This window comes from Sinomonas sp. P47F7 (assembly GCF_049332655.1).
In the GTDB taxonomy this organism is placed as follows: domain Bacteria; phylum Actinomycetota; class Actinomycetes; order Actinomycetales; family Micrococcaceae; genus Sinomonas.
The window spans coordinates 3,642,998-3,662,992 of sequence record NZ_CP186327.1; the positions used below are offsets into that span (position 1 = coordinate 3,642,998).

At 70.4% G+C, this 19,995-nt stretch carries 16 protein-coding genes; 2 read left to right on the top strand and 14 right to left on the bottom strand.

Features of this window, described 5'->3' with window-relative positions; genetic code table 11:
- Positions 1–79 precede the first annotated feature (79 nt).
- The 4 genes from ACOKR1_RS17115 to ACOKR1_RS17130 form a co-directional block, all read right to left on the bottom strand.
- Positions 80–1,231, bottom strand: coding sequence for a mandelate racemase/muconate lactonizing enzyme family protein (locus ACOKR1_RS17115; protein ID WP_422934128.1), 1,152 nt, complete (start codon positions 1,229–1,231; stop codon positions 80–82).
- 11 nt (positions 1,232–1,242) lie between these two features.
- A complete protein-coding gene (locus ACOKR1_RS17120; RefSeq protein WP_422934129.1) occupies positions 1,243–2,193 on the bottom strand; it encodes a 5-dehydro-4-deoxyglucarate dehydratase in 951 nt (316 codons plus the stop codon).
- A gap of 89 nt (positions 2,194–2,282) precedes the next feature.
- Positions 2,283–3,206: an NAD-dependent epimerase/dehydratase family protein gene (locus tag ACOKR1_RS17125; protein ID WP_422934130.1), complete on the bottom strand. Its 924-nt coding sequence runs from the start codon at positions 3,204–3,206 to the stop codon at positions 2,283–2,285.
- The gene (locus ACOKR1_RS17130) at positions 3,203–4,702 is read right to left on the bottom strand and encodes a Gfo/Idh/MocA family protein (protein WP_422934131.1); all 1,500 of its coding nucleotides are present in this window, start codon (positions 4,700–4,702) and stop codon (positions 3,203–3,205) included. Before ACOKR1_RS17130 ends, ACOKR1_RS17125 begins: the two co-directional genes overlap by 4 nt.
- 236 nt (positions 4,703–4,938) lie before the next feature.
- Here ACOKR1_RS17130 and ACOKR1_RS17135 point away from each other — a divergent pair, with 236 nt between their 5' ends.
- Both ACOKR1_RS17135 and ACOKR1_RS17140 read left to right on the top strand, forming a co-directional pair.
- Positions 4,939–6,231, top strand: coding sequence for an ABC transporter substrate-binding protein (locus ACOKR1_RS17135; RefSeq protein WP_422934132.1), 1,293 nt, complete (start codon positions 4,939–4,941; stop codon positions 6,229–6,231).
- Entirely contained in the window at positions 6,221–8,332 is a 2,112-nt protein-coding gene (locus ACOKR1_RS17140) for a hypothetical protein (RefSeq protein ID WP_422934133.1), read from the top strand. Before ACOKR1_RS17135 ends, ACOKR1_RS17140 begins: the two co-directional genes overlap by 11 nt.
- A gap of 79 nt (positions 8,333–8,411) precedes the next feature.
- On the opposite strand, the gene ACOKR1_RS17145 is transcribed toward ACOKR1_RS17140, so the two are convergent.
- The 10 genes from ACOKR1_RS17145 to ACOKR1_RS17190 form a co-directional block, all read right to left on the bottom strand.
- On the bottom strand, positions 8,412–9,389 hold the full coding sequence (locus ACOKR1_RS17145; protein ID WP_422934134.1) for an NAD(P)-dependent alcohol dehydrogenase: 978 nt from the start codon (positions 9,387–9,389) through the stop codon (positions 8,412–8,414).
- Positions 9,390–9,557: 168 nt separating this feature from the next.
- Positions 9,558–11,138, bottom strand: a complete 1,581-nt coding sequence (locus ACOKR1_RS17150; RefSeq protein WP_422934135.1) for a rhamnulokinase — start codon at positions 11,136–11,138, stop codon at positions 9,558–9,560.
- Positions 11,135–13,168 carry a bifunctional aldolase/short-chain dehydrogenase gene (locus ACOKR1_RS17155; protein WP_422934136.1) on the bottom strand — a complete coding sequence of 678 codons (2,034 nt, stop codon included), beginning with the start codon at positions 13,166–13,168 and terminating at the stop codon, positions 11,135–11,137. The genes ACOKR1_RS17150 and ACOKR1_RS17155 overlap by 4 nt, the downstream gene beginning before the upstream one ends.
- A gap of 157 nt (positions 13,169–13,325) precedes the next feature.
- A complete protein-coding gene (rhaI, locus tag ACOKR1_RS17160) occupies positions 13,326–14,495 on the bottom strand; it encodes an L-rhamnose isomerase (RefSeq protein WP_422934137.1) in 1,170 nt (389 codons plus the stop codon).
- Entirely contained in the window at positions 14,492–14,944 is a 453-nt protein-coding gene (locus tag ACOKR1_RS17165; RefSeq protein WP_422934138.1) for an L-rhamnose mutarotase, read from the bottom strand. The genes rhaI and ACOKR1_RS17165 overlap by 4 nt, the downstream gene beginning before the upstream one ends.
- A gap of 175 nt (positions 14,945–15,119) precedes the next feature.
- Positions 15,120–15,833 (bottom strand): DUF1961 family protein, encoded by a 714-nt coding sequence (locus tag ACOKR1_RS17170; protein WP_422934139.1) that lies wholly within the window; start codon positions 15,831–15,833, stop codon positions 15,120–15,122.
- On the bottom strand, positions 15,826–16,482 hold the full coding sequence (locus tag ACOKR1_RS17175; RefSeq protein ID WP_422934140.1) for a rhamnogalacturonan acetylesterase: 657 nt from the start codon (positions 16,480–16,482) through the stop codon (positions 15,826–15,828). Before ACOKR1_RS17175 ends, ACOKR1_RS17170 begins: the two co-directional genes overlap by 8 nt.
- Positions 16,483–16,518: 36 nt before the next feature.
- Positions 16,519–17,391: a carbohydrate ABC transporter permease gene (locus tag ACOKR1_RS17180; RefSeq protein WP_422934141.1), complete on the bottom strand. Its 873-nt coding sequence runs from the start codon at positions 17,389–17,391 to the stop codon at positions 16,519–16,521.
- A complete protein-coding gene (locus ACOKR1_RS17185) occupies positions 17,391–18,362 on the bottom strand; it encodes an ABC transporter permease (protein WP_422936676.1) in 972 nt (323 codons plus the stop codon). The genes ACOKR1_RS17180 and ACOKR1_RS17185 overlap by 1 nt, the downstream gene beginning before the upstream one ends.
- A gap of 65 nt (positions 18,363–18,427) precedes the next feature.
- A complete protein-coding gene (locus ACOKR1_RS17190) occupies positions 18,428–19,990 on the bottom strand; it encodes an extracellular solute-binding protein (RefSeq protein WP_422934142.1) in 1,563 nt (520 codons plus the stop codon).
- Positions 19,991–19,995 lie beyond the last annotated feature (5 nt).

The window sequence follows — 19,995 nt, forward strand, 5'->3', positions numbered from 1 at the left end:
ACGGGACCCCGCAACCGAGGCCCCTCGTTGTGGGGTCCCGTCCCCGGTGTTGTGGGGTCCCGTCCCCGGTGTTGTGGGGTCAGGGGCGGGCGGCGAGCCGCTCGACGAAGTCGAGGCCGAGCCCGGGCGCGGGCTCGAGCGTCACGTCCGCCCCCTTGCGGCGCACGGGCGACGGCGAGGCCAGCACGCCGAGGGTCTCGAACGCGGTGTCGTCGACCTCCTCGACCTCGACCTCGCCGGGCAGCGTCGCGATGAGCTGGGCCGAGAGATCTGTGAGCAGATGCGGGGCGAGCGCCACGGAGCCCGTCCGGGCGAGGCCCGCGATGCGGCGGAACGGCGTGATGCCGCCAACCCGCACGATGTTGGGCTGGATGATGTCGCACGCGCCGGCCGCGATGTACTCGCGGAACCGCTGGAGCGTGTGCAGGTTCTCGCCCACGGCGATCGGCACGCCGATGCTGCGCCGCAGCTGCGCGTGCCCCTCGAGGTCCTCGGCGCGGAGCGGCTCCTCGAGCCAGTGCAGTCCGAAGCGCTCGAGGGCCGCGGCGGCGCGGCGGGCGGTGGGCAGGTCCCAGCGCTGGTTCGCGTCGATCATGAGCCGACGCCGAGGGCCGAGGAGCTCCCGGACCGCGGCGACGCGCTCGACGTCCTCCGCGAGCTCCGGCTTGCCGACCTTGATCTTGACGGCGCCGTAGCCAGCGTCGATCCAGCGGCGGACCTGGTCGAGCAGCTCGTCGAGCGAGTAGTGCAGGTTGACCCCGCTCCCGTACGCGGGCATCGACGTCCGACGGCGCCCGAGCAGCTCCGCGACCGGCACTCCGAGACGCTTGCCGAGAAGGTCCCACAGGGCAAGGTCGAGGCCCGCGAGCGCGATGGTCGTGAGCCCTCCCCCGCCGGCCTCGTGCAGCTTCACCCACAGGTTGTCCCACACGGCCTCGGGATGGGTGGGACCGCCGAGCGCGGCCGCGGCGATGTCGTCACTCAGGAGGCTCACGACGGCGCCCGCGCCCACCGTGGGCGTCCAGCTGAACCCCGTGCCGCGATGGCCGCCGGAGTCCTCGACGTCGACGACGACGAAATGCACCTCGGGCACGTCGGGTCCCCACGGGCGGGGCAGCGGCGGGACGAGGAGGCGCGTGCGCAGCGAGGCGAGCACCGGCTCCGCGTTCGTTGCTGCGCTGTTCGTTGCTGCGCTGTTCGTGGCTGCGCTGGTCGCGGCTGCGCTGTTCATGTCTGCGCCAGTCACGGCGCCACGAGGGCGGCGCTGCCTGAGGCGGTCGGGCTGCCCGCGAGCTCTAGCCCCACGGCAAGGATCCGCTCGAGCTCGGCGAGGTGCTCGGGCCGCGGGTCGGCCAGGGGCGGGCGGACGCCGCCCACCTCGAGGCCGCCGAGCCGCACGCCCGCCTTGACGAGCGAGACGCCATAGCCGGGCACCGCGTCGCGCAGGCGCACGAGCGGGCGGTAGAAGCGCTCGAGGAGCTCGCGGCGGCGCGGCTCGTCGCCGTCCTCCGCCGCTCGGTAGGCCGCGATGGCGACCTCGGGCGCCATCGCGAACGCCGCGGACGAGTACAGCGGCACGCCGATCCCGCGATACGCGCCCTGGCTCAACTCGGCGGTGAGGAGTCCGTTGAAGAACTGGAAGTCGGTGCGCCCGGTCGCCTCGACCGCGAGCACGACCTCCTGCGTGACCGCGACGTCTCCCACTCCGTCCTTGAACCCCACGATCTTCGGGTTCGCGGCGAGGCGTGCCACGGCCTCAGGCGTGAAGCGCGCGTTTGCGCGGTGGTAGATCACGAGCTCGAGGTCCGTCGCGGCGGCGATCGCCTCGACGTACCGCTCGAGCCCGTCCGTGGGCGCGTTGACGAGGTACGGCGGGAGCACGAGCAGCCCCTGCGCGCCCGCCTCCTGGGCGGCGCGCGCCGCCTCGAGCGCGTGGCCGAGCGGGCCGCCAGCCCCACCGAGGACCGGGACATCGGCGCCCGCCTCACGCACGGCCTCCACCGCGGAACGAACGACGACGCCCGCCTCCTGGGCGGTCAGCGCATGGTATTCGCCGGTCCCGCAAGCCGCGAAGACGCCGCCGGGGCCGAACGGGAGGCGCGACGCGACGTGCTCGCGGGCGAGTCCGGGGTCCACGCGGCCTTCGGCGTCGAAGGGAGTGACGGGGAAGAAGAGGATGCCGTCGAAGTTCATGGGGCTCCTATGGGCGGTGGGGTGGGTTTGGGTGGCGGGGTGGGTTTGGGTGGCGGGGTGGGTTTGGGTGGCGGGGTGGGTGAGAAAAGTCAGCTCAGGTGGACGGACGTGGCCGCGAGCGGCTCGCCCTGGAGTTCGGTGCGCCACGAGCGCTGCGGGCGCCAGCCGAGGAGGCGGAGCGCCTTGGCGGACGTGAACGCGGCGTGGTTTCCGGTGAGTTCGGCCGCGATGCCCTCGGTGCCGGGGAAGAACCGCGGGACGAGCTCGGAAAGGGGCTCCCGCGCCATGGCGTCGTCGGCACCCACGAAGAACACCTCGCCGTTCGGGATCTGGTCCGCCGCCTCGAGCCAGCGTTCGGCGAAGCTCGCGGCGTCCCGCGCGTCGACGTAGTTGAACAGCGACACCGCGGCGAGCTCGGGCCGCGCGAGCCGCTCCGCGACCGTGTGGCCCTGCTGCGTCGGGGCGCCGCGCCACTCCTCGGGGGAGATGACGAAGCACGGGCGGAACGCGCCGAAGCGGACCGCGTCGCCGAGCTGGGCGACGAACATCCGGACCGTGGCCTCAAGCGTCGCCTTGGAGAGCGCATACGCGTTCCACGGCGCGATCGGGTGGTTCTCGTCGATCGGGAGGTACTGCGGGGACCACCCCTGCGGCGTCCCGTAGCCGAGCACCGTGGGGCTCGACGCGACGAGCACGCGGCTCGCGCCGGCGTCGACCGCGGCGCTCAGGACGGAGAAGCACAACTGGACGTTCGTGCGGAGGATCACGTCCTCGGGTGCGCTGAACGGCACCGCGATCGCCGCGAGGTGCACGACCCCCTCTGGCCTGATCGCGCCGAGGGCCTCTTTCGCGGCGGCCGCGTCGGTGAGGTCAAGGGCGTGCTGCTGCACGGCGCAGTCCACGTGGGGCGAGGCCGCGCGGTCGAGCGAGTGGACCTCGTGGCCGCGGGACGCGAGGTGGTTGACCACGCTCACGCCGAGCCGGCCGGAGCCTCCGGTGACGGCGATCCTCATGCGCGGGCCTCCGCCGCGGCCTGCTCGCTGCTGCCGCGCGCCGGGGTGAGCGGCGCGTCGTCGCCGGACTCAGCGGCGTAGGTGAGCGGGGCGTCGTCGTCGAGCGGGACGCCGAAGTCGGCGAGCCGCACGGCCTGGCCGGTGCGGAGCGATTCGTTGGCGCCGACGCCCACGAGGACGCTGCGGATGCCGTCGATGTAGCCGGCCTGGTGGTTGAGCGGGTCGTTGCCAGGCCCGCGGAAGACGTCGGAGAGCAGCATCGCATCGCCGCCGCCGTGGCCGCCCTCGCCCTCGGGGATCGGGATCTCCCGCGCGGGCTCCCAGAGGCGCTGCAGCAGGACGCGCTGGCCGACCGGGCGGGCATGGGCGCCCGGATGCTCGGGATCCTCGGCCACGGACGGGTCGAGCGTGTGCTTGTCCGGGGCCACCGAACCGCGCTCCACGACCTCGATCTCGACGCGGCCCTCGGTGCCGTTGAACCCCACACGGTAGCCCTCCCACGGGGAGTGCGCCACGAGCGTGTACGCCATCGACGCGCCGCCACGGTAGCCGACCACGAGGCTCAGGTTGTCCTCGATGTCGATGCCGTCGGCGAAGACGTCCTGGTCGCGGTGGTAGCCGTCGTCCGACTCGCCGTCGAGGTAGAGGCCGCGCAGCTTCGGGTCGGCGCTGAGGTCGAGGTTGAACGGGTCGTCCCGGTCCGGGTTGTCGCGGCTCAGCTCGGGGCGCTCGCCGAGGCCGCGCTCGGCGGCGTTGCGTGCGCCGTAGAAGCGCAGGCCGCCCTGGGCGTAGACCGTCTCCGGGACGTCGCCGAGCCACCAGTTCACGAGGTCGAAGTGGTGCGTGGCCTTGTGCACGAGCAGGCCGCCCGAGTTGGCCTTGTTGCGGTGCCAGCGGCGGAAGTAGTCCGCGCCGTGGACTGTGTCGAGGCACCACTCGAAGTGGACCGAGGTGACCTTGCCGATCTTGCCGGACTGGATGATGTCCTTGATCACCGAGTTGCGCGGCGAGTAGCGGTAGTTGAACGTCACGACGAGCTTCGCGCCGGACGTCCCCGCGGCGTTGCGAGCGGAACGGACGATGTCCGCGATGCCCTGCACCGACGTCGTCATCGGCTTCTCGCAGATGACGCCGACGCCGCGGTCCAGCGCCGCGGTCACGTAGCGCGCATGGGTGAAGTCCGGGGTGGTGACGATGAGCGCGTCGGGACGTTCTGCGTCGAACATCTCGCCGAGGCGCTCCGGGCCGTAGTGCCGCGTGGGCTCCCAGTCGGCACCGCGGGCCGCGATGCGGGCGTCGTGGTACTGCATGCGATGCTCGTTCGTGTCGACGAACGCGACCACGGAGCCCAGGTCGGAGTGCGGGCCCAGGAGGGCGTCGACGTACATCTCCGCGCGCGAGCCGGTGCCTGCGAGGGCGTACTTGCGGGGCCGGGTCTGGGTGGTCGCGGGTGCCGTCGCGGGGGCGGCGGGCGCGGGGGTTTCGGGGGCAGCCATGGGGCGGTCTTCTCCTCGGTGAGTGTCCTCAGGAAGGGCTGAGTAACCGGTTTCTCACCACCGTACTCCACGCGACGCACGCTGCCAAGGGTTGGTGGGAAAGCGCATGCCAAGAGTCGGAGTGAACTTCGGGGACCATTGACGCCTCTGATCCAAGTTGGTACGTTTCAGCCCAAGAAATCGGTTTCCCTCAGCGCCCCTGCTCACCCCCTGCGATCCGAACCCGGAGTACAACGATGTACACACAGAGCACCCTCCGCGCCGCTCTCGGCGTAGCCCTCACCCTCGTCCTCGCCTCGACCGCAACGGCATGCGGCACCGCATCCTCGGCCTCGGGGGACGGCAAGACCCACCTGCGCTTCGCATGGTGGGGAGACACCAAGCGCGCCGAGGCCACCAACAAGGCCATCGCCGCGTTCCAGGCCGCCAACCCCGACATCGTGGTGCAGGGCGAGCCGAGCGACTTCAAGGGCTACTTCGACAAGCTCGCCACGAGCGTCGCCGCGAAGGATGCCCCGGACGTCTTCACGCTGGGCGGCGCGTACCCCGCCGAATACGCGAACCGCGGCGCGCTCCTGGATCTCGGCACGATCGGTTCGCAGCTCGACCTCAGCCACCTGAATCCCTCCGAGCTGCAGAACGGCCAGGTCAAGGGCAAACAGTATGGCGTCTCGACGGGGGCCAACGCGCTCGGCGTCGTCGCCAACCCGGCCGTCTTCGCGGCGGCTGGGATTCCGCTCCCGGACGATTCGACGTGGACGTGGGACGACTACGCGCGCATCGGCACCGAGCTCACCGCCAAGAGCCCCAAAGGCACCTACGGGATCGCCACGAGCATGACCCACGACTCGCTCGACGCGTTCGCGCGGCAGCGCGGCCAGTCCCTGTACACGAAGGACGGCGCGCTCGGGCTCGACGCCACCACGATCGAGGCCTTCTTCTCCGACACCCTCACCATGAACAAGTCCTCGGCCACTCCGAGCCCCGCCGAACAGTCCGAGCAGCTCAACGCGAGCACCGAGCAGACCCTCATGGGCCTCGGCAAGGCCGGGATGATGCTCACGTGGAGCAACTCGCTGAGCGCTCTGAGCACGGCGGCGAAGTCCAATCTGGTCCTGCTCCATCTCCCAGGCGACAACCCGACGCACGGGATCTGGCTCCAGTCCTCGCAGTTCTACTCGATCTCGGCCCGGACCAAGAACACCGAGGCCGCGGCCAAGCTCGTGAACTTCCTCGTGAACAATGCGACGGCCGCCCCGATCCTCGGGACGGACCGCGGAGTTCCCGGCAACCCGAGCATGCGTGCGGCGATCTCGCCCCAGCTGAGCCAGCAGGGCAAGACCGAGGTCGCCTACATCGACAGCATCGGCAAGATGAGCTTCGCGCCCACGTACATCGGGCCGACGGGCTCGACCAAGGTCTCCGAGATCACCGCGCGCGCCACCTCGGACGTGCTCTTCGGACGGCTCAGCCCGCACGACGCCGCGGCCCGGTGGATGACAGAGAGCAAGCAGGCCATTGCGCACTAGCTCCCAGCCCGCGGCCCGGTCGCGGACCATCGACCGCGCCGCGCTCGTGCGGCGGCACAACGTCGCGATGCGGAAGATCGATCCCTGCTCCCCGCTCACCGTGGGCAACGGCGAGTTCGCATTCACGTTCGACGCCACCGGCCTCCAGACCCTCCCCGACGCCTACCCCGCGCCGGGGAGGTACGGGGAACCGGCCGGGTCGCTTCTCGGGACGCAGTCGCAGTGGGGCTGGCATTCCACCCCGATCGGTGCGGTCCCCGAGCTTGCGTCCACCGTCCGGACCTACGCGAGCCCGCGGGGTCCCGTCCCTTACGTGGACCTCGGCGGCCGCACGAGCGCAACCGCGCTCGAGTCGATGGCCCCCGCCGAGTCGTGGCTCCGCAACAACCCGCACCGCCTCATGCTCGGGCGCATCGGGCTCGCGCCCCAATCGGCGGGGCTGCGCGCCATCGGTCCGGCCGACGTCGTCGGCATCGACCAGACGCTCGATCTCTGGACGGGCGTCGCGACGAGCAGCTTCCAGCTCGGCGGCGCGGGCTTCACCGTGGAGACCGCGGTGGACCCCGAGGTCGACGCCGTGAGTTTCCGCGTGCGCTCGGCGGGCGGCGAGCCGCCCGCCGTCGTCCTCGACTTTCCCTACGGCAGCGAGGCGTGGGGCAACGCCGCGGACGGGGCGAGCCCGGAGCGGCACGCCTCCGAGCTGCGGACGACGGCGCGTGGCTGGGACATCCTGCGGCGCCTCGACGAGGCGCGGTACGCCGTGGTTCTCAACGCGCCCGGCGCCCGGGTGACGCGGGAGGGGGCGCACCGCTTCGTCGTGGTCGGCGGCGGCCCCGTCCTCGAGCTGACGGTGGGCTTCCTCCCGGGCTGGGAGCCGGGCCACGCGAGCGTGCCGAGCTTCGCTGACGTGGCGACCGCCTCGTCCCGCGAGTGGGAGCGGTACTGGATGCACGGCGGGATGGTGCAGCTCGCCGAGAGCGCCGACCCGCGCGCCGCGGAGCTCGAACGCCGCGTGATCCTCTCGCAGTACCAGACGCGCGTCCAGTGCGCCGGCTCGCTCCCGCCGCAGGAGACGGGCCTCATGGTCAACTCGTGGCGCGGGCGCTTCCACCTCGAGATGCACTGGTGGCACGCGGCCCACTTCGCGGTGTGGAATCGTCCCGAGCTCGTGGAACGCAGCCTCGGCTGGTACGAGACGATTCTCGGATCGGCGCGGGAGACCGCGGCCGCGCAGGGCTTCCCCGGCGCGCGGTGGCCCAAGCAGGTGGGGCCGGACGGGCGCGAAAGCCCGAGCGACATCGGCCCGTTTCTCATTTGGCAGCAGCCGCACCCCATCTACCTGGCCGAGCTCGTTTTCCGGAGCCGCCCGAACCGCGCAACCGCCGAGCGCTACGCCTCCGTGGTCTTCGCGACCGCCGAGTTCATGGCCGGGTACGCGCATCGGGGCCCCGACGGCTTCGAGCTCGGGCCGCCGCTCATTCCGGCGCAGGAGTCCTACGCGGCGGATCGCGCTGGCCTCAAGAACCCCACGTTCGAGCTCGCGTACTGGGCGTGGGCGCTCGACGCAGCCCAGCGATGGCGGGCGCGGCTGGGCCTCGCGCCGCACCCGGTGTGGGACGAGGTCGCGCGGAACCTCGTCCGGCCTACCGTGCGGGACGGGGTCTACGCCGCGATCGGGGTGCCGCCGTTCACGGTGCGCACCGACCATCCGTCGATGCTCGCGGGGCTCGGCGTCATCCCGCCGACCCGCCTCATCGACCCTTCGACCATGTCCCGCACGCTCGACGACGTGCTCCGCGACTGGGACTGGGAGAGCACCTGGGGATGGGACTACCCCATGATCGCGATGTGCGCGGCGCGGCTCGGCCGCCCGAACGACGCCGTCGACGCGCTGCTCCTCGACCGCGGCAAGAACACGTACCTGCGCAGCGGCCACAACTTCCAGACAGAGGCGCTCCCCCTGTACCTGCCGGGGAACGGCGGGCTGCTCGCTGCGGTGGCCCTCATGGCCGCGGGCTGGGACGGGAGTGGCGCGGCGCCGGGCTTCCCCGCCGACGGGTCATGGCGCGTCCAGGTCAAGGACGTGCTGCCCCTCCCGTGAGTGGCGCCGAGGTGGGCGGACGACGGCGGCCGGCCGCCCGCCGTCGTCCGCCCGGCCCGCCCGAGGCAGGCGCTGGTGGTCAGGCGATCCTGAGCACGACGTTGCCCACCTTCTGCTGGCTCTCGACGTACCGGGCGGCTTCAACCACCTCATTCATCGCGTAGACGCGATCGATGACCGGGTGATACTGCCCCGTCTCGACGAGTTGCCTGAGGAACGCGAGGTCCTCGCGTGGATTCCTCGATCCGACGGCGACGCCGATCCTCTTGTCACCCGACAGCCTGGTCACGGGGATCAGCAACAGGTTGACGGCCCCGTCCGTTGGCAGATACCACCCGTTCGGGTTCAGCGACCGCTGGCAGCTCGTAAACGACAGCTTGCCCACGGCGTCGAAGACCACGTCGTACTTCTTGCCGTTCTCCGTGAAGTCCTCTTGCGTGTAGTCGATGAGCTCGCTCGCGCCGAGCGAGCGCACAAGGTCGAAGTCCTTGGCCCGGCACACCGCGGTGACCTCGGCGCCGCCGTGCCGCGCCAGCTGTACGCCCGCCGTGCCGATCGAGCCCGAGGCTCCATAGACCAGCACACTCGATCCGGGCCGCAGCCGGGCCTGCCGAAGGCATCCGATCGCGTTCAGGAAGCCGTCCGCGATGCCGGCCGCCTCCTCAAAGCTCGCGTTCACAGGCTTGAGCCCCACGCGCGAGCGCTCCCGCACCGTCACGTATTCGGCGTTGGCGCCGAAGCGAAGACTGGTCACCCCGAAAACCCGATCGCCCGGGCTGAATTCGCGGACGGCGGCACCGACTCGCTCCACCTCGCCCGAGTATTCGCTGCCGACGATGCGATGGCGAGGTCCCCGCACACCGAAGATCAGGCGGCTGATGAGGCTGATCACCGGTCCGTTGCTCGCGTTGGCTTCGCGGCTGTGGACATCCAGACGGTTGACGGCGGCGGCGTGGACCTTGACGAGGAGCTCGTCACTCGCCGGCTCGGGCTGGGGCACATCCTCGGGGCGCAGGACCTCGGGCGGCCCGTAGTGGTCGTAGACAACCGCCTTCATCTGACGCCTTCACCTTGATCAGACCCGCGACCCCGCGGGGCAGCGTGCTGGCCCCCTGAGTCGAGTCTGGGCAGGCGGTCTCGGACTGTCAATCGGGGGTCAGTTCGCGCACGGGAAGGGCCGCCAGCCAGATGAATCCCCGCGGGCCCTTGCCCGAGACGAATGGGGTTAGGCCGTTACCGCCACGTGTTCGCGCAGCTCGACGCTTGCTCGCACGGAGGCTCGGAGCGCCTCGAGCCCTCCCGAGAGAGCCCCGGCCGCGCGGGCCTGGACGAGCACGTTGCCGAGGGCGGTCGCCTCGACCGGCCCGGCGAGGACGGGCAGCCCCGTCGCCTCCGCCGCAAGTCGGCACAGGAGCTCGTTCTGCGACCCCCCGCCGACCACGTGCACGGCCCGCGGCCGCCGGCCCGAGAGGGCCTCCGCCTGCGCAAGCGTGCGCGCGTACGCGGCGGCGAGGCTGTCGAGGATGCACCGGACCAGCCCGGCCGGCTCCCCCGAGAGCGTGCCGCCGCGACGTTCGACGGCGGCCGCGATCCGGGCGGGCATGTCGCCGGGCGCGATGAATTCATCCGAATCGGCGTCGACCTGCGGGCCGCCGGCCGGGAGCGCGGCGGCGTCGGCGAGGAGCTGCTCGAGCGCTAGGTCGAGGCCCTGGGCGGCCCACTCGCGCTGGCATTCGCTCAGGAGCCACAGGCCCCCGACGTTGCGAAGGTACCGGATGGTGCCGTCCACGCCGCGCTCGTTCGTGAAGTTCGCGGCGCGGCTCGCCTCCGTGAGCACGGGGGCCCCGAGCTCGACGCCCACGAGCGACCACGTCCCCGAGGAGATGTACGCGACGTCCTCCCCCGGCGCCGCGGGAACGGCCGCGACGGCCGAGGCGGTGTCGTGGGAGCCGACGGCGACCACGGGCGTGTCCGGCGGAAGTCCCGTGCGCTCGACGACGGCGGGCAGGAGCGTGCCGTACGCCTCGCCCGGAGCGATGAGCTCTGGGAACAGGCCCTCGGGCAGCCCGAGGGCCTCGAACAGCTCCGCGGACCACGTCCCCGAGCGAGCGTCGAGCAGCCCCGTGGTGGACGCGTTCGTCTCCTCCGTGCGGCGAGCGCCCGTGAGCCAGAACGCGAGCAGGTCCGGAATCAGCAGCGCCTGCAGTCCGCCGAGCTCCGGCTCAGCCGCAAGCTGGTACAGCGTGGTGAACGGCAGGAACTGCAGACCGGTTACCGCGTACAGCCGCTCGGGCGAGGCCTTCCCGTGGACCACCGGCACGATGGCGTCCGTGCGCGAGTCCCGGTACGCGTGCACCGGGAGTCGGAGGCGCCCGGCAGAGTCCACGAGGCCGTAGTCGACGGCCCATGTGTCGATGCCGATGCTCTCGATCCGCAGCCCGCGGGACGTCGCGAGCTCCCCCGCCTTCGCGAGGCCCTTCTGGACCTCGGCGAGGATCCCGCACACGTCCCAGCGGAGCACCGTGGTGCCGTCGCCCCTCGGGCCGTCGTCAAGCACGCCGTTCGGGAAGCGGTGGACGATCTCGAGCGTGACCTTCGGGGCGCCGTCGGCCGTGCCGAGCCCGACCCGAGGGGCACCGCCGGCGGTGTTGCCTCCGGCACGCGACCCGCCGTCGTTCCCGCTCGACCCACGCGAAACCGTGGCGAGGATGACGCGGCCCGAGGAGGCGCCGACGTCGATGGCTGCGTAGCAGCGAAGGCCGGAGCGCACGCCCGGGCCCGTGCCCTGGGAGGTGCGCCCACTCATCGGAGGAAGGCGGCGGCGACGCCGGCGTCGACGGGGATGTGCAGGCCCGTGGTGTGGGAGAGCTCGTTGCTCGTGAGGACGGCGGCCGCGTTCGCGACGTGCTCGGGCAGGACCTCTCGCTTGAGGAGGGTGCGCTGCGCGTAGTACTCGCCGAGCTTCTCCTCGGGCACGCCGTAGACCGCCGCGCGCTTGGCGCCCCAGCCGCCGGCGAAGATTCCGGAGCCGCGGACCACGCCATCGGGGTTGATGCCGTTGACGCGGATTCCGTGCTCGCCGAGCTCGGCGGCGAGGAGGCGGACCTGGTGGGCCTGATCGGCCTTGACCGCGGAGTAGGCGATGTTGTTCGGGCCGGCGAAGACCGAGTTCTTCGAGGAGATGTACACGATGTCGCCGCCCATGCCCTGCGCGATCATGGCCTTCGCGGCGGCCTGGGAGACGAGGAACGAGCCCTTGGCCATGACGTCGTGCTGGAGGTCCCAGTCCTTCTCGGACGTCTCGAGGAGCGGCTTCGAGATGGACAGGCCCGCGTTGTTGACCACGAGGTCGATCCCGCCGAAGGCCAGGACCGCCTCGTCGACCGCTGCGGCGACGGCGGCGGCGTCGGTGACGTCCGCGCGCAGCCCGATCGCGACGTCGGCGTTCCCCAGCTCGGCCGCGGCGGCCTGGGCCTTCTCGAGGTCCAGGTCCGCGATGACCACGCACGCGCCCTCGGCCGCGAGCCGGGTCGCGATCGCCTTGCCGATGCCCGACGCCGCGCCGGTCACGAGCGCAATGCGGGTCGCGTGAGACTTCGGCTTCGGCATGCGCGCGAGCTTGGCCTCCTCGAGCGCCCAGTACTCGATGCGGAACTTCTCGCTCTCGTCGATCGGGGCGTACGTCGAGACGGACTCGGCACCGCGCATGACGTTGATGGCATTGAGGTAGAACTCCCCCGCGACCCGAGCCGTCTGCTTTTCCTTGCCGTAGGAGAACATGCCCACGCCCGGGATGAGCACAATCGCCGGGTCCGCGCCGCGCATCGCGGGCGATTCCGAGTCGGCGTGGCGGTCGTAGTACGCCGCGTAGTCCTCGCGGTACGCCGCGTGCAGCTCCTTGAGGCGCGCGACGCTCTCCTCGATCCCGGCGTCGGCGGGCAGGTCGAGGACGAGCGGGGCGACCTTCGTGCGCAGGAAGTGGTCCGGGCATGATGTGCCGAGGGCCGCGAGGCGCGGGTGCTCGGCGGAGGCAAGGAAGTCCAGGACCCGGGGATCGTCGGTGAAGTGGCCCACCTGCGGCCGGTCAGCCGAGGCCAGGCCCCGGATCACCGGCGCGAGGGCCGCCGCCTTCGCGCGGCGCTCGGCCTCGGGCAGCGCGCCGTATCCGTCGAGCGAGGGGCCGAACGGCTCCGGGCGGCCGTTCTCCGCGAGGTACTTCTCCGCCTCGGCGATGATCCACAGCGAGTTGGCCTCGGCCTCCTCGCTCGTCGCACCCCACGCCGTGATGCCGTGGCCGCCCAGGATCGTGCCGATCGCGTCGGGGTGGGCGTCCTTGATCGCGGCGATGTCGAGGCCCAGCTGGAAGCCGGGGCGGCGCCACGGAACCCACACGACCCTGCCGCCGAAGATCTTCTCGGTGAGGGCCTCGCCGTCGGCCGCGGTCGCAATCGCGATGCCGGAGTCGGGGTGGAGGTGGTCCACGTGCGCGGCGTCGACGAGCCCGTGCATCGCCGTGTCGATCGACGGCGCGGCGCCGCCCCTGCCGTGGAGGCAGTAGTCGAACGCGGCGACCATCTCGTCCTCGCGCTCGACGCCCGGGTACACGCCCTTCAGGGCGCGCAGCCGGTCGAGGCGCAGCACCGCGAGGTTCTTCTCGGCGAGCGTCCCGAGGTCGCCTCCCGAGCCCTTGACCCACAGGAGCTCGACGGGCTCTCCCGTCACGGGGTCGGTCTCGGTGCCCTTGGCGGACGTGTTCCCGCCGGCGTAGTTCGTGTTGCGCTTGTCGGCGCCCAGCCGGTTCGAGCGGGCGAGCAGATCAGCGACGGTCTGGTTCATGGCTTCAGAGTTCCTCTTGATGAGTCTTGGAATTCGGAGGTGGAGACGTGCGCTCCTGCCCACATGGGAGCGGCCTGAGCGCCCTCGCCCGGCGTGTCGCGGCGCGGCACGCCGGGCGAGGGCGGCTAGATGAGCAGGACCGCCCAGGGAACGGAGGCTAGGCGCCCCAGCCCGCCTGGGTGCCGCCCACGCGGGTGTCGTTGATGAGCTTCTGGTAGCCGGACGCGGCGTAGGCCGCCATCGGGTCGGTGGGGAGGCCGCGCTCCTCGCGCCACGCGGCGAGAGCCGGGCGGACGTCGGTGTAGAACGCGTCCATGAACACGGCGTTCGCGGCGAGGACGTCGTGGTTGCCCTGGGCCTCCGCAAGCGCGGAGCGGTCGAGGAGCAGGGCGCGAAGGGTCATCTCCTGGACGTTGAGCACCGAGCGGATCTGGCCCGGGATCTTCTCCTCGAGGTTGTGGCACTGGTCGAGCATGAGGGCCACGGCAGAGTTCGGCTCGAGGCCGCCGCCGCGGACCACCTCGACCATGATGCGGAAGAGCTGGAACGGATCCGCGGCTCCGACGATGAGGTCGTCATCGGCGTAGAAGCGCGAGTTGAAGTCGAAGGAGCCGAGCTTCCCGAGGCGCAGGAGCTGCGCGACGATGAACTCGATGTTGGTGCCCGGGGCATGGTGGCCCGTGTCGAGGCACACGAACGCCTTCTCGCCGAGGGCGAGCGTCTGGGCGTACGAGGTGCCCCAGTCCGGAACGTCGGTGTGATAGAACGCCGGCTCGAAGAACTTGTACTCAAGCACGAGGCGCTGGTCCTCGCCGAGCCGCGCGTAGATCTCCCCGAGGGACTCGGCGAGGCGGTCCTGGCGGGCACGGATATCATCCTGGCCAGGGTAGTTCGTGCCGTCCGCGAGCCAGATCTTGAGGTCGCGCGAGCCGGTCGCGTCCATGATGTCGATGCACTCGAGGTGGTGCTCGATCGCTCGCCGGCGCACGGCGGTGTCCGAGTGGGTGAGCGAGCCGAACTTGTAGACGTCGTCCTGGAACGTGTTCGAGTTGATCGTGCCGAGCTTCACGCCGAGGCCCTCGGCGTACTCGCGGAGCGCGGCGTAGTCCTCGACCTTGTCCCACGGGATGTGCAGCGCGACGCTCGGGGCCAGCCCGGTGAGCTCGTTGACCTTCGCGGCGTCCTGGAGCTTCTCCTCGACGGTGCGCGGCGTGCCGGGCGTGCCGAACACCTTGAAGCGCGTGCCCGAGTTGCCGTACGCCCACGAGGGAACCTCGATCGCGAGGCGATCGAGAGCCTCCGGGATGCGTACTTCCGTGGTGCTCATGCGTGATCTCCTGTGGTGGGTGCGGGGTTGGTCGCGTGGGCCGCATCGGGGCCGGCGGGGTTGATCGCGAGGGCAGCTGCGCGCGCCGGATGGGCCGCTCGGGCGACCGCGAGCTGGTCCTCGAGGTTGAAGACCTCCTCGAGGGGGACGAAGGATTCGTCCGGGGGCGTTTCGATCCCGTCGAAGAGATCCGCCATCTCGGCCTGCCAGCGGGCGTTGACCTCGAAAGCGGCCATGCGGGCCGTCGCGGCGTCGAGGCTGTCCGTCTCGACGTAGCCGACGAGGAGCCCGTCGGGGCGCAGGAAGAGCGAGTAGTTGCGCCAGCCCGTGGCCTCGAGGGCTTCGAGCATCTCGGGCCACACGGCGGCGTGCCGCCGCTTGTACTCCTCGATGCGGTCGGGGTGGATCCACTGCTGGAAGCAGATCCGCCGCGTCGCGGTCTCGCTCATGGGGCTCCTGTGGGTGGGGCGGCGTCCGTGCCGCCGATTCTGAATCGATTCAAAACGTCTCGTTCACCAGAATAGAGCCGACCGCTGAGGGGGTCAAGAGCGGGCACCCCGCACAACCGTCGGAAACGCCCCTTGGCCGTCGGAGAGAGGCATAACCGTCCCGCACGAGCGACGGTCATGCCTTCCATAGACGGTCATACGGCATTTCCGACGGCCACAGCGCCTCAACCCGCAGGTTCCGATACGCCGCCACGAGGGGCGCCATCTGCCGGAAGCCCAAACGGCCGCCCGCAAGCGGCGGTCCGGCCGCGCCGTCGTCCGTCCAGTCCAACAGCGGCAGGCCCTCGATCGAGAAGGCGAGCCGCCGCCCGACCTTGACGAGCTCGGCACGGTAGAACCGGTCCGCATCCTCGGCGGGCGGGAGCGGATCCGCGCCTTGGGCCACGAGGTGGAAGCCCGGGCTCTTGCGCAGGTTGCACGTGCGGAACGCCCGCTCGGACGCGTGCTTGTGCCGGAAGTAGCTCACGTGCAGCGCCCGGATGTCGCCCGAATGGTACTGCGGGTAGTAGCCCGTGCGGGGCGCGAGGGCGGGATCGAAGAGGTCCTCCCCCGCGGCGCCCTCGGCGGCCACGAACACCATGGCGAGCCCCGGCTCGCTCACGGGCCGGAACTCCCACGACGCGCGGATGCGGTCGGGGAAGCGCTCGGGGCACCAGAGCGTGAAATGCGCGTGGTCACCCACCGCGGCCTCGTCGCCCGTGCTGGAAAGGACGACGGCGCCGCCCCCCACTGCGTCCTCCCACGCCTCCGCGCGGACGGGACCCTCGTCGACCCAGCCCTCGAGGTCGCCGAGGCTCGCGAACGGGTTCTCGTACAGGACGTCAGCCACGGGCGGCCTCCGGCTCCCGCACGAGCGGCGCCAGCTGCTCGGCCACGTGCCGCGCGACGCGCTCGGCCCCCTCGACGCTGAAGTGCGTGTTGTCCTCGAGGCCGTCGGCCCAATGATGGTGCTCGCCGCGGGCGAGGTGCGTGAAGAGCCGGATGGAGCCATCCTCGCCGAGCTCCCCATAGAGCGAGCGCGTCCACGCGTTGAGGTCGATCACGCCGACCCCGAGCTCCAGGCCGAGCTCGCGGACCGTCGCGGGATAATCGCCGAGCGTGGGCTCGGGCCGTCCGCCCACGAACTGGCGCCGCTCGACGGGCGTGCACAGCACCGGCACCGCGCCTCGCTCCCGCACCTCGCCGACCATGCGCCGCAGGTTCGCCGCGTACCCGGCGCGGGGCGCGAGATGTTCGCGCTTCTGGTCGTTGTGCCCGAACTGAAGCACGACGGCGTCTCCCGTCCGCGCGAGCGCGAGCGCCGCCTCCCACAGTCCCTCCTCGCGGAACGACTCGGTCGAGGCCCCGCCCTTCGCGAGGTTGTGGACGGCGGCCCACCGGTACACGTGCGGGGGCAGCGCGGGGCCCCACCCGCTCATGGGGTACTCGTGGGAGGGGCACGCGGCGACCGTCGAGTCGCCGGCCAGGATGATCTTCATGGAGTCCTTTCGGCCTCGGGGCCTTCGGGAACGCGCTCAGCCCTTGACGGAGCCGATGAGCATGCCCTTGGCGAAGTGCTTCTGCAGGAACGGGTAGAACACGAGGATGGGCAGCGTCGCGACGACGATGACCGCGAACTTGATCCCCTGCTCGGGCGGGACGTAGTTCGGATCGAGCGCGCCGGTACCCAGGAGATCCGCCGAAGCGGTGACCTGCCTGAGATACATCTGGAGCGTCCACATGCTGCTGTCGCTCAGGTACAGCAGCGGGCTCATGAAGTCGTTCCAGATGCCCACGGCGTAGAACAGCGCGAACGTCGCGAGGATCGGCTTGGACAGGGGCAGCAGGATGCGCAGGAGGATCTGGACCTCGGTGGCGCCGTCGATCTTCGCGGACTCCTCGAGCTCGGCCGGGAGATCCTGGAAGAAGTTCTTGATGATGATGAGGCTGAACGGATTGATCGCCGCCGGGAGGATGAGCGCCCAGTACGTGTTGAGCAGGCCGAGCTGCTTGACCACGAGGAACGTGGGGATCATCCCGCCGGAGAACACCATCGCGAACACCACGAGGTTCAGGACCAGGCGGCGGCCCCTGAGGTTCCGCTTCGCGAGCGGGTAGGCCATCGTGACCGTCAGCGCGAGCTGGATGAGCGTGCCGACGGCCGCGACGAGGATCGTCGTGATGAGGGCCCGCGGGAACGCCGGGGTGGAGAAGATGTACTGGTAGGCGGCGGTGGTGAACTGCTCGGGCCAGATGAAGAACGGCCGCCGCGTGATCTCCGCCTCGGTGGCGAACGAGCCCGCGATGACGTAGACGAACGGCACGAGCATGAGCAGGCCCACGCCCGCGAGGAACACGTAGTTGACGGCGTCGAAGGCCCGGCCGCCGCGGGTGTTATGGATCTTCATCAGAACAGTCCGCTCTGGTTGAAACGCTTGGCGAGCCAGTTCGCGCCGAAGATCAGCACGATGCCCACCACTGACTTGAACAGCCCCACTGCGGTGCTGTAGCTGTACGCGCCCTGGGTGATGCCCACGAAGTACACGTACGTGTCGAAGACGTCCGCCACGCTGCGGTTGAGCGCGTTCGTCATGAGGAAGATCTGCTCGAAACCGGTGTTGAGGATCTCCCCGATGGCGAGGATGAGCATCACGACGATCGTGGAGCGGATCGAGGGCAGCGTGATGTGCCAGACCCGCCGGAACCGCCCCGCACCGTCGATCACGGCGGCCTCATACTGCTCCTGGTCCACGGTCGCGAGGGCCGCGAGGTAGATGATCGTGCCCCAGCCGGTGTTCTTCCAAACGCTCTGGAGCACGATGAGCGGCCTGAACCAGCCCGGGTCGGACAGGTAGTCGATGTGGGTGCCGAAGGCGTCGTTGAGGAACTTGAACAGGGGCCCGACGTCGAGCGCGAACAGCAGGAACGTCAGGGAGGCCACGATCGTCCAGGACAGGAAGTGCGGGATGTAGACCAGGGTCTGCACCGTGCGCTTGAGGACCTGCAGGCGTACCTCGTTCAGGAGGAGCGCCATGAGGATCGTGATGGGGAACCCGACCCCGAGGTTCAGGAGCGCGAGCAGGAGCGTGTTGACCAGCAGCCGGACGAAGTCCGGGCTCGAGAAGAAGTCCTCGAAGTTCCGCAGCCCCACCCACGGGCTCCCGTCGATGCCGAGGAACGGGACGAAGTCCTTGAACGCGATGCTCGCCCCGTACATCGGCGCGTAGCGGAACACCGCGAAGTAGATCAGGCCCGGCAGCAGGAGCAGATAGAGCCATTTGTAGTACGCGAGATGCGCGAGGAAGCCTCGCCGCCGCGGGGCGGGCAGCGGCGCCTTGACCGCTGCCCGCTCCCGTGACTCGAGCTCGACGCCGCTCAGCTGGGCAGCGCTCGACTTTTGGGCCGCGCTCGACTTTTGGGCCGCGCTCGACTGTTGGGCAGTGCTCACTGCCCGCCGCCCGAGTACAGCTTGTTGATCTCGTCCTTGACCTGGCTGCCGCCGCTCGACTCCCACCGTGCAATCGCGTCCTTGAGGCCCTGCTCATCGATCTGCCCCGCGAAATACTTGATGCGGGCGTCGGCGATGATGTTGTCGAGCTGGGCGCCCTTGGAGACGTACGTGGGCGAGACGAACGGCGCGGCCGGGTTGAAGACGGCGCTCTTGAGATCCGCCGTCGTGATCGCCATGCGCTGGTCGTAGACGGACTGCTCGTACGGCGTGGCCTGCTTCGCCGGGTAGAACTGGTTGCCGATCACATTTGTGCCGAGCTGCCCGTAGCCGCTCTGGACCTCGTTGGTCACGGCCTTCGAGGCATCTGTCGCGGGGGTCACCGGGGCGGCCTTGCCGTCGGTCACCGTGTAGTTGACGTCCTGGATGCCGTTGTTGAGCAGGTTCTCGAGGTCCGCGCTGTTGAGCTTGTTGAGGAACGTGAGCACTTTGTCGAGGTCGGCGTCGGTCTTGACGCTCGCCTTCGGGATCGCCAGGAAGCCCGCGTAACCCGCGGTCGGAAGCGCGTGGAGCTGCCCATCGGGGCCCGTGAGGTTGCCGGTGAACGTCACGAAGTTCTGGTAGTCGTCCGGGTGCTGCTGCTTGTAGAGGGTGATGAGCTGGCTCACGCGCGAGTCGACGTCGATGATGATGCCGGCCTTGCCCGTGAGGAACGGCTCGTTCCACTTGGTGCTGTCGAACGTTGCGAAGTCGGCGTTGATGAGCTTCTCGCTCACCATCTTCTTGATGAACGCGTCCGCCTTGAGGAACTGCGAGGTCTCGAAGCTCGGCACGAGCTTGCCGTCCTGCTGGGTCCAGCAGTTGCCGGCGCCGAACCACGTCTCGATGACGTCGTAGGGGCTGTTCGTGCAGGGGCCGCCGGGCCACTTCGGGATCTCGATGCCGGTCGTGTCGGCCTTGCCGTTGCCGTCGGGATCGTCCTGCGTGAACGCCTTCGCGATCGTGTAGAGGTCGTCGACCGTCTTCGGCATCGCAAGGTGCAGCTTGTCGAGCCAGTCCTTGCGGATGATCACGGACGTGCGCATGGCCTGGCGGGCCCGGAACACGCCGTAGACCTTGCCGTTCACGCTCGCGTTCTTCTGGATGTCCGGCATGTTGGTGGCGAGGTTCGGGTAGTTCTTGAGCTTGTCCGTCAGGTCCCAGAACGCCCCGGCCTGCGCGTTCTTGACGAAGCCAGGCGACTTGCCCTGAACCACCATGACCTGCGGCACGTCCGACGAAGCAAGCGTGATGTTCGTCTTGTCCTCGTACTGCGCGTTGGGCGCCCACGTGATCTTGACGGTCTTGCCGGTGAGCTCGTTGAGCTTCTTCGCGATCTGCCCGTCGGCGGAGGGCGGGTCGGCGTTGAAGTACGGGGCCATGATCGTGACCGTGCTCGAGTCGGCCGCGGTCTGCGTGCCGCCGCCGCACGCCGCGAGCAGGAGCCCGAGCGTGCTGGCGACGGCGGTGACGGCCACGGCTTGTCTCATCCGAGATCGTCGCGCGAGGGAAGGGGTCATGGTCA